Annotated in this window: 11 protein-coding genes and 1 pseudogene; 5 read left to right on the top strand and 7 right to left on the bottom strand. The window is 54.7% G+C overall.

Annotated features, from left to right (window positions below; genetic code table 11):
* Window positions 1-315: 315 nt before the first annotated feature.
* Window positions 316-918, bottom strand: coding sequence for a hypothetical protein (locus tag K227x_RS24655; protein ID WP_218933499.1), 603 nt, complete (start codon window positions 916-918; stop codon window positions 316-318).
* 279 nt (window positions 919-1,197) lie between these two features.
* Window positions 1,198-1,698, bottom strand: a complete 501-nt coding sequence (locus tag K227x_RS24650; RefSeq protein ID WP_246146203.1) for a DUF1016 N-terminal domain-containing protein — start codon at window positions 1,696-1,698, stop codon at window positions 1,198-1,200.
* 446 nt (window positions 1,699-2,144) lie between these two features.
* Between K227x_RS24650 and K227x_RS24645 the strand changes: the two genes are divergently transcribed.
* Both K227x_RS24645 and K227x_RS24640 read left to right on the top strand, forming a co-directional pair.
* Entirely contained in the window at window positions 2,145-2,420 is a 276-nt protein-coding gene (locus tag K227x_RS24645; RefSeq protein WP_145174200.1) for a hypothetical protein, read from the top strand.
* 27 nt (window positions 2,421-2,447) lie between these two features.
* Window positions 2,448-3,437 (top strand): annotated as a pseudogene (locus K227x_RS24640) (IS4 family transposase); the annotation flags it as partial.
* A gap of 542 nt (window positions 3,438-3,979) precedes the next feature.
* Here the strand turns inward: K227x_RS24640 and K227x_RS30830 are convergent.
* Window positions 3,980-4,192, bottom strand: coding sequence for a hypothetical protein (locus K227x_RS30830; protein ID WP_218933498.1), 213 nt, complete (start codon window positions 4,190-4,192; stop codon window positions 3,980-3,982).
* A 256-nt stretch (window positions 4,193-4,448) separates the two neighbouring features.
* On the opposite strand from K227x_RS30830, the gene K227x_RS24635 reads away from it, so the two are divergent.
* From K227x_RS24635 to K227x_RS24625, 3 genes are all read left to right on the top strand, one after another.
* Window positions 4,449-4,958, top strand: a complete 510-nt coding sequence (locus tag K227x_RS24635; protein ID WP_145174194.1) for a peroxiredoxin-like family protein — start codon at window positions 4,449-4,451, stop codon at window positions 4,956-4,958.
* 851 nt (window positions 4,959-5,809) lie between these two features.
* Complete coding sequence (locus K227x_RS24630; protein WP_246146198.1) at window positions 5,810-7,582, top strand: autotransporter family protein; 1,773 nt, start codon at window positions 5,810-5,812, stop codon at window positions 7,580-7,582.
* Window positions 7,583-7,812: 230 nt separating this feature from the next.
* A complete protein-coding gene (locus tag K227x_RS24625) occupies window positions 7,813-8,112 on the top strand; it encodes a hypothetical protein (RefSeq protein WP_218933497.1) in 300 nt (99 codons plus the stop codon).
* A gap of 842 nt (window positions 8,113-8,954) precedes the next feature.
* Here the strand turns inward: K227x_RS24625 and K227x_RS24620 are convergent.
* From K227x_RS24620 to K227x_RS24605, 4 genes are all read right to left on the bottom strand, one after another.
* On the bottom strand, window positions 8,955-9,815 hold the full coding sequence (locus tag K227x_RS24620) for a hypothetical protein (RefSeq protein ID WP_145174188.1): 861 nt from the start codon (window positions 9,813-9,815) through the stop codon (window positions 8,955-8,957).
* Window positions 9,816-10,611: 796 nt separating this feature from the next.
* Complete coding sequence (locus K227x_RS24615; RefSeq protein ID WP_145174185.1) at window positions 10,612-11,562, bottom strand: helix-turn-helix domain-containing protein; 951 nt, start codon at window positions 11,560-11,562, stop codon at window positions 10,612-10,614.
* 106 nt (window positions 11,563-11,668) lie between these two features.
* The gene (locus tag K227x_RS24610) at window positions 11,669-12,124 is read right to left on the bottom strand and encodes a hypothetical protein (protein ID WP_145174182.1); all 456 of its coding nucleotides are present in this window, start codon (window positions 12,122-12,124) and stop codon (window positions 11,669-11,671) included.
* A gap of 39 nt (window positions 12,125-12,163) precedes the next feature.
* Complete coding sequence (locus K227x_RS24605; RefSeq protein ID WP_145174179.1) at window positions 12,164-12,616, bottom strand: hypothetical protein; 453 nt, start codon at window positions 12,614-12,616, stop codon at window positions 12,164-12,166.
* Window positions 12,617-13,039 lie beyond the last annotated feature (423 nt).

The raw sequence follows: 13,039 nt of genomic DNA, 5'->3' as shown, positions 1-13,039 counted from the left end.
GCGGACTCCGGTGCAACCGGTTGGACGTTGGTTGGGCTAGTTCGTCGAAAGACGTGCCATTCCCAGCTGTCCGAACCAGACTTCAGCTCCTGTTCAAAGTCCGATAGCCACTCGGCCGGCAGCAGGTAATCGATCTGGTCGATGCGTATCAAATAGAGAAGGTTAGCTTCTTTCCGGTGGGCAAAGCTTCAACCGCGTATGGCTACGTACCAAACCGTGAACCGGTCAGACCCGCGATTGAGAAGCATGCGCCGCGTTCTGGCACGGGCTTGGTTAGGTGGCCCGCACGCGAAGCGGTGTGGGGAGTGGTCCAGATTACCTGATTGAGTTCGTTCTAGCCCCATCGCTGAATCCTCCGACGTGTACTGGGATTTTAGCACCCGTCGGTTTGGATGTCAGTAATTCTATCTCCAGCGATTGCTGCAATTCGCTGCTGTTCAGAACGAATCCGACGTCGCGAACTGGTTCGTCGCTCTCGTTAACCAGAACGTCCGCGACCAAGTATCGGTCATAGCGGTTCCCGAATCGTTCAGGGGGATTCCCATCGCTGTCTGTGATGCTCTGGCCCCAGCCAACGATCTTTGAATGGGGTTGCCCATCGATGTGAAGAGCAACGCCATCAACGGTAAATCCGTCTTCCAACCACCAGACCGTGATCGATCGAGTCGAGCTAGGATGGTTGGCCATGTTTGCTGGCGAAACATAGGCTGAGAACAATTGTGGGGTTTCCAAGTCGGGAAGAAGCGTTTGCTCCAGTTGAGCGATTGCAGCCTCGAATTCGAACGTCAGAACCGAATCAATGTCCCACTGATTGCTTCGCAACACCGAGACGTAGTCCGTTAGCTCGGCAAGCGTCGCCTCGCGGCGTTGTCTCGCATCGTTGACCGCGAACAGCACGCGAACAATTGGATACGCCACCGCAATGAGAAACAAGACAAGAAGAACGACGACAATTTTGCGTTGATACAACGTTTGTTTCGCATGGGTGTTAGGTCAAAATCGTCCGTCAACGACCGACGCCATTGACCGAGTCGGCAGCATGAAAGTTTTCACTTCATGCAATCCCATTGGCCCGACTCGGGGCCAACGGATGAACCGCCGCGATTTGTACTTGCGTCGCATCATCTCCGACTGCGGCAGCGTGGGCTCGAAGTTGTCGATCGCCTTGCCTTCTCGCCGGTGCAGTCCAAAGTCAATCTAGTATGTCAGGACGGCTCGCGACCAGTTGTTTTCGATCGTCTTTTGGACGTAGAACAGGGCATCGGCGGGGCGGTCTAGCTTCTGAAGAAGCAAGATGTTGTGTCCCCAGGGGATCTGCGAAACAAGTTGTTTCGCATCCGGGGCCAATTTGGCCACAACTTGTTTCCAATTTGGATCACTTTTGGAAACAGCTTGTTTCCCAATTGAATCGGGCTGATTCCAGAAGCTGACCCACTGCCGAATCGATCGCAGATTTCGATAGGAAAACCCCTTGATTTCAGGGAATTCGGAGGAAAGATCCTTGCTCATTTGCTGCAAAAAACCGTCGCCCCACTTGGCCGTTTCCTGCCTCTCGATGATCTGCTCGCCCAGATACCAATAAAGTCCCAGCATCGCGTAATTGACCGCAACGGCTGCTTTGATTTGGGATGCCTGGACCCGGCTTTTGATCGAAACGATCCAGTCGCGGTACTCCTTGTCGTTGGTTAGCTCGCTCATTTGGCGACCTCTGTGACTTCCTTCTTCGTCGCTCGTTTCTTCGCCATGATGGTTTGCTTCCTGCCTGTGCCTAATTGCGGGGATGGATGAACCTTTTCTCAGGGGCACTCCGGCTCAATCCGCCCGCATGCGTGATCCGTTTACGCACTTTCGCACGCCCCACGCTCATTTTGCAAGCATTTTAGCGGATTGGGCGGGGTTGGTTAGCGATCGACTGGGGGGGGGCGAAAATGTCATCCAGCTGTGATGGCGGCGGCGGGGCTGGCGAGGAATAGCCAATCGCTCGCATCTGGTAGATTCCAGCGCAGGCAGATCAAAGGGGTCAGGCCCAATACTGTTCGGCACGAAAGTCGCTAAGTTGATTTTGTTGTTTTTCGGCACGGCGTTTGCGCATGCGATTGAATTCGGCGGACCGTCCGCCAGTTTGACACACAGCGGATTAGCCAGTGACCAACCGTCTTCCTAAACGACGAAAGCCAACACCCAAGGATGTCGATAGCGATGAATGCAACGTCGCAGAAGACTCGTCGGATGTCCGAGCACGTGATCTACAGGGCCTGAAGTTCTTCAGGAAGATCCGGCCGCTGCTGGAAACCCTGCACGATATCGGCACCCAGCGTGACAAATCCGACAATCGTGACCTGCACATGGACCAGTTTGGCGTACTGGTTCTTATGTGGATGTTCAATCCGATTCTGACATCGCTGCGTGGACTTCAATAAGCCAGTACACTCAAAGAGGTTCAGAAGAAATTTGGCGTCGACCGAGCTTCCCTTGGCTCACTTTCGGAGTCGGTCAGCATCTTTGATCCCGAACCGCTGAAGAGAATCGCAGCGCAGCTTGCGACCGAAGTCCCATCAGCTGATCCATCGAAGTTTGACGCGATCGGACATCAACTCACCGCCGTTGATGGCAGCGTATTCAAAACAGCCGTGCCGGTGGCCTCACTCGCTTGGCTGCCTGACAAAGCTGGCGGAACCACCAAGGGAAAGTCCGTTGATGGCTACCGTATGCACACGCACTTCGAGATCCTACGCGGTATCCCCGAGCGGATTGATGCGACACCGGCCAAACCAAAGGGAAAGGATGACGAGAAGTCAGTCCTGGCTTCAGTGCTCCAACCTGATCGATGCTATGTGACCGATCGTGGCTATGCCAAGTTCGAGCTGTTCAATCAGATCAATGCCATCGGCAGCAGCTACATTTGCCGGGCCCGTGACAACAGCACCCCGAAGATTCTATGCGATCGAGACCTAACTCAAGTTGATCGCGATGCTGGCGTGCGAATCGACCGAGAAGTCGTTTTGGGGGCTCACACCAGCAACAGCAAGACAGTGGCAAGCGACCATCCGGTTCGCTTCATCGAGATCGAAGTTCCACTTCACACCCGCACTGGCAGCAAAGGTTCCAACTGCGATGGTCGCCTGCGTTTGGTCACCAACTTGATGGATGTCCCCGCCGAACTGATTGCCGAAGCGTATCGGCTTCGCTGGCTTATTGAACTGTTTTTCCGGATGATCAAACAACTCTTGGGCTGTCGTCACCTCCTGAGCACCAAGCCGGCCGGCGTGGAGATTCAGATGTACTTGGCGATCATCGCGTGCCTATTGATCCTGATCTACACCGGCGGTCAACCGAACAAACGCACTTACGAAATGATTTGCTTTTACCTGCTTGGCTGGGCCAGTCTCGACGAACTGGAAGCCCACATCGAAAAACTGAAACCCAAGGCTCTCTAGGACCACTGCGCACCGACCGAAGCTCAACAACTTCGGCGGTTCGATGCTGCGCGGTCAGTCAATCGCAGCCATCTTCGGTTCAGCAACTCGCCTCCACCGAACCCATGCTCCTGGCTAAAGTACTGCTCACCACGCGACACAGCAGCAAACGGGCCGAACAGTATTGGGTCAGGCCTCTTTGAAGGTGTTTCGATTCCTGTTCCACTCGGTTTTCTACACTGCGGGAAGCAGCAATGCCTCGACCGCCACGTGCCGATGAAGCAAGCGGTCTTTACCATGCTTTGAATCGCGGCAACTTGTGAGCGACGGTCTTTCACAAGGATGAGGATTACGCGGCGTCCGAGAGGATTTTGCACGAGGCATTGCAGATTCACCACATGGATTTGTTTTCGTTCCAACTGATGCCCACTGCGTCGAGCGATTTCTGCAACAACCTCGTCAGGCAGACGCTGCCGGGCTTCGCAGTATGCGGTTGTATTGGCGTCGGCTTTCGGTTTTGAATGCTCTACCCGCCATGCGTTCAGGCGGGCCACAGCATTTCGTCACGAGTGATCCCTTGAAAGCGTCTGCCCGAGGAGCATCCCGAGCGTGACCACGGGACTGTAGATTCGATCGCGAAACGAGTGGTCAAGATCGTGACAGACTTGGTTGATTCCAGCGGCCGGCAAGAACCGCTCAAAGAGCAACGACTGTTCCGATTCGGTTTGCAGACTGGCGGCCACTGTGGCCAACGATCGGTTAGACTTTGAGGGCACGACTGGGCTCTTGTTTTGGAGAACTGGGTTTTGAAGTTCAGTCCATCAGAACAGGGCTCGGTCGTGTTTGTTGATTTAGTTGGCTCGAAAAGTGCCGTACGACATTTGCTATCGCTACCGGCAGTGCAGGCAAATGACAAAGTCGACTACATGCAGTGATTCACTGCTTAACCACGCGGCATTCGGGCATTACCCCTTTGGTGGTTCTTTGATCACTTTGATGATACAGCGAACACTAGAATTGGAAATACTACGCATGCTTAAGCCACAATCCACGGTTCCTGTTTTGACGGTCAAAATAGTTGACGGACCGGACTGGGAGCTCAGCGAGCAAGCCCCTGAGCACTTCACGTTCGTCTTTTTCTATCGCGGCTATCACTGCCCGATATGCCGAAGTTATCTGGGCAGCATCGAGCGCAAGATGGATGAGCTGGAGGCGATGGGCATCGGGGCCGTTGCGATCAGCAGTGACTCACGCGAACGAGCCAAGAAGAGCAAAGATGAATGGCGCCTGAACAACATTCGGATTGGATACGACTTCACCATCGAAGAAGCCAGGGCGTGGGGGCTTTACGTGTCAAAGGCGATCAAGCCAAGCGAGCCGGACACCTTCAGTGAACCCGGTCTCTTCGTGGTCCGACCAGATGGAGAGTTGTACGCAGCGTCGATACAAACGATGCCCTTCACAAGGCCTAGCATTGATGAGCTGATCTCTGGCTTCGAGTACATCATCAAAAACGGATATCCGGGTAGAGGCGAAGCGTGAGCAACTTGGACAGCAAACTGATTGGAATCGTGGAGTCAGAATTGACCGGTGCCTAACTGAGCGAGATCAAGGCAATCGTTCAGACCGAATCGGCAAGCCGGAATCAGGATTCAGTTCAAAGGTCGTCACGTAACGTAACGTGACGCACGGCAGGCAGTGAGCATTGTCATTGGCCCCAGAGATGACAACGCACTGCCGCAGAGTGCATGAAAGCGAGTGGTGGAATTTACCGCCCCGCCCCTGCCGCTGGTGGCACGCTAGAGGGCGAGCGAGCACACGCCGCCCAGGGTGGGACAATGGACACGCTGTCGATCTAAACCGATTCCGTTTCTTGACCCGGAACCCCGCTCGCTCCGGTCACGGATATCTAGTTATTCTGCAAAGTCGTGTTTTCAAAAAATCGAAAAAAACAATAGAGTGCCATCGCCAGGATCTCGTGTTCCCTACTCCTCGTCCCTGACGGCTCCAGCGGATGGATGGAACACGAATGGAAATCACCTCAAGTTCTTTGGCGAACTGTGCGGGTGAAGCAGGCTTCGCGGGTTGCGCGGAATTGATGCGTGATGAGGATTGTTGTGATCCAAGCGATGGCATCAATAGAAATCAACGCAACGGTGCTTCAGCATGTAACGGTTTGCCGCCGATGCTATCGAAGGTCGATTTGAATGGATCGAATGGCCTCTGCTGACACGAGCGAGAAGTTAATGACGATGCTTTCAAGCCCTTTTCGAATCACCGGCACGCGTTCCTTTTGTCGGGCGTTGGTAGCATGTTGTGTCCTCCTGCATGCCCAAGACGCCCGCTCGGCGGACGTTATCGTTGATAACCTGAGTGATGCAGGGGGCGGTTCCTTGAGAGCAGCGATTGGAACCGCTGCTGCGGGCGACCGGATCGTGTTTGATATTCCCGGCGGCGGTACCATCATTCTGTTAAGTGACCTGCCAACGATTACCGATAGCATCACCTTTGCCAACGACAATGTCGCTGCGGTCGTCATTGATCGGGTTGGGAACAGTGCGATCAGTGCCACGGGAGGAACGATCGATCTGGGAGATCTAAATCTGACTGGCGATGCGTCTCCGGATATCGTGCTCTCACCCTCGACCACCTTGATCGGAGACCTTGATCAAGTTACTGCCAATGTGACCGCTTCGGGGGCCATTGCGCCGGGAGCAAACGGCAATGTGGGAACGGTGGGCACACTGTTCATCACCGGCGATCTTGATGCCACTGACGCAACCATCCAGGTCGACATTCTTGGTGACGTGCCGAGCAATGATTTGATTGACGTGGATGGTAATGTGACGGTGACTGATTCCACGCTGGTGCCGACCTTCGCCGGTTCAGCCTATTCAGTCGGCGACACATTTTCGGTGATCGAGGCGACTGGAGTGGTCACGCCAGCCTTTGCCAACGCAGCCGACGTTTTCCAGCTTTCGCTTAACCCGTTTCTGGAAGCCACGATCAACATGTCGCCTTCCAGTGTGGAGCTGGCTGTTCGGGACAATGACGTCACCTTCGCGAGCGTGCTCGAAGGTTGCAATCAGCTTGCCGCCGCAGCGGAACTTGATCGCCTTCGCCTCGGCCCTCCTGCCACTGCGGGGCAACTCGGCGCGATCGCTGATCTGCGGAATGGCATCATGTCGAGAGTGAATAATGCGGTCAATCAGCTCTCAGGAACCATTTACACTTCGCTGGTCGATGGCCAGATTCAACAAGTTCAAAACAACATTCACGGCTTCCGTGATCGAATCGTTCTACACAGCGATTCGTTCAATGAGTTGGGACGCTGGACACCGTGGGCGCGAGCGTACGGCAGTACCATGAGTGTCGATCCCGACGACTGTTTGACACCGGGATACCGTCAGCAATCTGCCGGGCTCGATTTGGGAACAGGCCTTCTGTGGGCTTCCGGTATTGGCGTTCACGGCTTTGCGAGACTGGGGTCAACAGACACTCAGCTTCGCGACGTCAATCAAGACGCTGACACAGACTCGTACCGGTTTGGCGGTTCGGTTCAATACGTTGGCGAAGTGATGTATCTAGTCGGTGCAAGCGGGTTCGGGTTTCAAGACCACTCCGTCGAGCGTTCTTTAAGTGAATTCGGGGCAGGCCAATCCGCTGGCAGCAAGTTCGACGGAACCGATCAATTTGCCTACGTCGAGGCAGGAACCGCTTTGACTGCCGGCGACTCGGTACTGCTTTCATTTGTTTCGCTTCAAGGCATTCACGTCGAAACGGATTCCGCGGTCGAGACCGGTACGTCTGAGTTCAGTCTGTCCGTCAATGGATTGGACGAGGATTCGATTCGCAGCATGGTTGGGCTTTCGATTTCTAAATCGAACATGACCGGCATCGGCATGGCGACGACCCAAATTCGGGGAGGATGGTTGCACGAATTTGGTGATACGACGCGGATCACTGCGAATCGCCTCAATGCGTCGATCACCCCGAGCGACTTCCGTGTTCAAAGTTCCGACACCGGTCGAGACTGGTTGTCTGTCGGTGGTCAACTTGACTGGGCAATTCTGTTCGGCGGTCAATTGACGTTGGCTTACCAAGGTAATCTCAATCAACATACGGCGTTTCAAAGTGGATTGATCGGTGCTCGCTGGCTTTGGTAGCAGGTTTTCGCGACCGACTTGCCACCGACTGATACTCGGTTGGATGTGAGAACACCAAACGCCCACGCTGCACCCGATGAAAGAGCGACAGGGCCAACGTCCCTTGCTAGCACACGCTCGCGTTCCGAAAAACACGACGATTGCACTTCTACTGGCAGTCGGTTGTCTCCTGCTGATCGCGCGTCGGAAGCGTCTACGGGGCGGTGATGCCGTCCCATCCGGGTCTGGTTTTGACGAAAGCACAAGAACTGGCAGCCGTTCTTTTCTGCATCCTTATCAACGCTCTGTCTGCAAACCCATCGACGCATACCTACGCCGACGCCAAATTGCTCGACACCGCCACTGCGGTTGAATCGCTACCAACACTGCCGATCGCCGATGATGAGACCGGCGCGGTTGACGGACCGAAAACGCGTGAACGCTTCGGAAGCCGACCTAACCGGAAAAACAGGGGAAACGAAAGCGGAAACACCCCCCGCGAACGGATGCACCTGTGGATGCACCTAACCCCGTCCAAACAGGTCAAATAGGGTCCATTCCTGACCATTTGGCGACCAGTGACGCGGAGAATGCAGACACGAAAAAACCCCGCAAAACGCTTGGTTTTACGGGGTTCTTGCGGATGGGCGATACAGAACTCGAATCTGTGACCTCCACGATGTCAACGTGGTCCGGCCGTTCGAGTTTCCGCTACCTCTGATTCGTTTTCTCCCGCGATTTACGGGGAAAACTGCATGTTTGGTGTCGTCTGACAGCTTAGCAAAATGCCACTAGCGATGCAAGAAAAGGTGCCGTTATGGAGTAGTCGCGTAGGTGAGACAGGGCTGTCACGCCAGCGCCCGCCGGCTTCGCTCACGCCAATCCAATTGGTCAACCCCGTCGCGTTTCTGGTCAGACCGCGATTGACCGAATCCAGAATCCCGATGCACATCGGCATTACCCGTCAAACATTCAAGCACTAAAAGCAGGACGCCTACTGTAACGAACGAAGCCATCCCCAAAGCAACTGGAATGCAATCGAGAACGTGCGTGCTATTTCCGTTTGGGGTCTCGGCATTACTGCTTTGCCGCAACACCAAGGAGGCTTGTGGACTTGAAAACGCTGCAGGTCAGGCGTGCTGCGCCAGTCTTCTCCGCAAACTTGCGGGGAGCGTTCGGACCAGTTGGTCAGAAAACGACCGAATTGTCGTCAAATTCTCAACTGATTGATCGTCCCCGGCTGTTGATCGGATAACGACCACATGCGTTTCATCACCAACGGCTCGAGCAGCTTTTAAACGAGACAGGCGAATTCGCTCTCGATTCCTGTCTTTCGCCGCTTTTCTTTTTGAACACATTCCTCAAACACCTCATATGTCTGTTTTCGGTTCGTTCACTTTTTCGGTTGCACACTGTCTAAGTAGATGTATAGAGCGTCAGCAACTATCGCACCAACATCAAAATCAAAAAGCTTGTTGAAGCAGTTCTTTTCGGGCGAGTCGACAATCAAGAAACCGATTAGATCTTGCTCTTTTAGAGTAACTCTTTTCGCATGATTTGCATCTGCTTTTCCCTTTCGGGTGTGCCGAATAGGCCAAATCATCTGGGATGAGTACGGCAGGCAACTACCGTACTTTTCCGGTTTGGTTCTTCGCGAATTGTCCAATTTTACGTCATTGTTGATCCAAAAACGCGTTCGCGAAGACTTGTACAGATCGAAAAAACGATCGTTTTCTTGGAGATCAATTGAGCTCCCCAGGTCGTTCTCAGCAATCAGCTGGCTTGTGATCGGGTCACGACAGAATGTCACGACTTTCCCGTATTTGGCGAGATCCCCATCGTCCAGCGTCTTTCCCTTCAGCTCCTGCGGCACGTCGACTTCTAACGTTTTTAACGTGGCTCGGCATCTTCCACCAGTGATCATCGAGAACCCAATTGACAAGCAGTTCAAGACAGCTTCTACGCAATCCTTGATGGATTGGTTCCTCGCGTCCTCATCGTCCCCGTCCGGAAGTGTCCGCTGCAACTCGTCTCTAATTGCGTGAACCGCAAGATGGACTAACTCAAATGCCCTTGCATAACGCTCGCGTTTCTGCGTTCGAACATACACACCGACGGCCACTGCAAGTGAACACACGGACACTAACACCAGAGAAAGTAATTGGAAGAATTCTCGTCCCTGTGTGTCGGTTAGGAAGAGATGTGCAATAACCCCAGCCGCCGCAAACAGCGAGTTTCCGATTGAGACGATCATTGTCCAGCGATTCTGGAGTCGCTGCGACTTCGATCGACAGTTTGCGGCGTAGGTTTGGTACTCGGCGAGCGTACTTGGTGCGTTGGTCAAATGTGAATGCCCATGAGCGCTGCCTAACTGCCTAAGCTGCGCCGACGGCAGCCCCCGATTGGCGGTTTTATAAACTGTCCTGTAGCTTGCAACAATGTGTGCGATTTATTTCTTCTGCTTGTTTCCAGCCAAAATGCACGCCATTTCGAAAAACTAGCGCGAATAGGCCGAGTTGCGCGGCCTCCCAGACTATGCTCTACGTTGACTTGAAAACGTTCCGATAATAGAACAATGACGATCTCACCCCCCGATATTGACGAACGCGAAACCGGCGAAATGGCTTCTCAACGCGAAATCCGAATCGAGTCAGACAATCTTCATTCGACGATAAGAATTTTTTCCGATGCGCTTGTCCAGACAAAGCCTTACTCGATTCGCGTTAGGCAAGCGAAACAGAAGTCGACCGGATGGAAGTCTCTGACGGCATTTCTGACGGCGTTTCTGCAATGCAGATAGGGAGCTTTGTCGTTCTTCTCACCCGTAGCGACACATCACCCCTGCTTTTTAAATTCGGCGATCAGCCTCTTTAACTGAGTTTTGGGTAAGTGCTTCTTGCGTCGCCTACCTTGATGCCTTTGTAGTTTCTCCGGCTCTATCGTTGCTATTTTCCCAGCAATTAGTCGCGGGCGGCAATAACCGGGGGGGGGGGCTGAGTAACGGTGCACGGGGAAAACTGCAACAGAGCCGTGAAATTCACGCGATGTCTTTATCCGGGCATTCGAGTGCGTTCATGCCGGTCCAGTAGAAGAGCATTCTGAATTTCTGCGTCGGTAGTCAGCCGCTCCAACCCAGCCTCTCGCAACCGTTTGAACGAAACCCCAGCGATAGCCCACTCGGGCGCACCGCGGCTCTCACCGTCCCGCCTGACGCTCTCCCGGATTCGGTCGGCTTCGATGCCCTTTGCCCGGTCCCTCGCTTCGCGGCGGCGGTCTGCTTCGGCCTCATCAAACGGTGGCGGTGTCCGGCCGGTCAACCAGTTCGCCAGCTGTCCCGGTTCCCATCGCTCGGGCAATCGATCGCCGCCGGCTTCTCGGAACAGTTCGGCCACATACTCGAGCGCAAGCCCCCGGTCCTGGGCTGCCTTGCACGCTTGGACGGCTGACGCCAAACCCCATCGCCTCATCGTCGCCGCCACCGCCTGCCACTTGGCGGTTGGTTGGTCGGTTAACTGGTCGTTTATTGGGCGTTTCCGTTGGAAGACTTCCACGTCCGAGTTGGAAGTGATCCGTGTCCGAGTTGGAAGTGTTCCATCTTCGACTTGGATACGTTCCACCCCGGAAGTTTTCCCGCTGGAAGCTTTCCGGGTCTCGGGTGCCGTTCCCTGCTTCGTTTTCATGAAAACCGATGTCCACACAATGCGATGATGGTTGGGGCTGAATCCGTTGGGGCGTTCCTTCGTGATTAAGTCTTGATCGACCAACGCGGCGATGGCCCGTACCACCGTCGATACGCTGCAACCGATCTCGGCGGCTATCGTCTCTTGGGTGGCGAAGCACTCCCGCTGCCCTTCGTGATCATCGATCGCGCGAAGAACGGCCTTCTGCATCTTGGGGGATACTTTGTTCTTCCCGATCGAATAGGTGGCAAACTCGATCCGGCGCAGTGCGGCCAGCTGCTCGCCGCGCGGCAGATCGGTGAATAGGTCTTGTTGTTTCATTGGTTCGGCTCGGTGGTCGGGTCGATGGCGACAAAAGAAAAGCCGGCAGGCCAATCGCTCGGGAGTCTCAATTCCAAGCAACGGCCAACCGGCAAAGCCTCTCGGATCAGTTCGCCAGCAGTACTAGCAGCGCGCGGCAAGTGTCGAGAATGTGGACCGGGTTATCGGTCTTCAATGATGCCGTGATCCGTCGCATCGTCGGCTTATCGATGACGTTCTTTTGAAACAGCTTCATTGCCACGCGTGAATGTTCGGGTGCCGAGTTCGGCTTGCCAGTCACCTTGACCAAGTTGAGCCGTAGCAGCGACCGCAGGAGTCCCGTAGCGATGGCACTGGCATCGGCCGGCCAATCTAGCGCCATTCGTTCCGTGGAGGTTAGAACCGCGTCCAGTTGTTCGAGCGTTTCGACGCCCACGTTGGCCTTGGTCGCCTGCTTCTCGGCCACCAGCCGGATCATTTCTTGTAGCGGCGTCTTGGGCATTGCTGCCTCTTCTCTGGCCCGCCGGTTCTGGTTCAGCCGTTCTCGTCGTTCGGCTCGCAAATCGTGAAGTTGCACAATCATCACAATGTCTCTTTCTCAATGGGATTGGATCGGGGGAAGCTACGCGACCAGATCGGCCGGCAAGCGATTGAAACGCGGCGAACGTGCGCGATCGCGGAATCGGCGCAGAATGGCGTCCGGTGATGCCAAGTCTGGTCCTGTCGCGATAGTCGGCTCGGTGTCCGGCAGTCCGTAGCGGGACCGGCTAATGCGGACGAGAGTGCCCACGCTTGCGAGCTCAAATAGCAGCTTCGATGCCGTTGCCTGGCTGGTTCCAATCAGATCAGATGCGGCCCGACCATTGATCGCACCGGAGCGTTGGATCGCCGAAACAATCTTCCGCTGTCGAGATTGGCGAACCTGATCTTGCCGGTTGTATTCGGCGCTCTTCATCCGGTGAATTTCGCGGCAACGCTGCCGGATCTCATCGGGTGTGGGATCGTCGGCTTCGCGGTAGTAGCCACGGTCCCCGTAGGACTGGGCTTTTAGATAGGTGGTGATGCTGGCTTCCATTTTGGAAACACTTTCCGCCGACGCTCAAAACGTCGGCGCACGTCCGGGCCTGGACATTGCGGTTAGAACAACTGACGCTCTGGATCACTACAATCCAAAATGCAGCCCGTACTACATCACCTAACCGCCACCAAACAGGCAGTTTCAAACAGTGGTAGCCGCCGCAACGCCCAGGCCGAGAAATTCCTTGAATGCGAGAGTGGTAGTGACGTTCCAGATCGAAGGATTCTGAAACCGGTGTGACCATGTGGAGGTTCTAAGCTCCGATCACTTCTCTCGGATTGTTACGGCCGTTGCCGATTGGGTCAACACTATTCTCGCAAATACTGGCGAATGTGTTTCCGATCATGGTCGTGAACTCCAATCTCTCGGCCGATTCGGTCACGAAATGTCTCGCCATCCCATCTGACGCGATGCCCGCAA

Origin of the sequence: Rubripirellula lacrimiformis (assembly GCF_007741535.1) — a bacterium.
GTDB lineage: Bacteria > Planctomycetota > Planctomycetia > Pirellulales > Pirellulaceae > Rubripirellula > Rubripirellula lacrimiformis.
The sequence above is the reverse complement of the archived record's forward strand: the minus strand, read 5'-3'. Positions and strand labels throughout refer to the sequence as shown.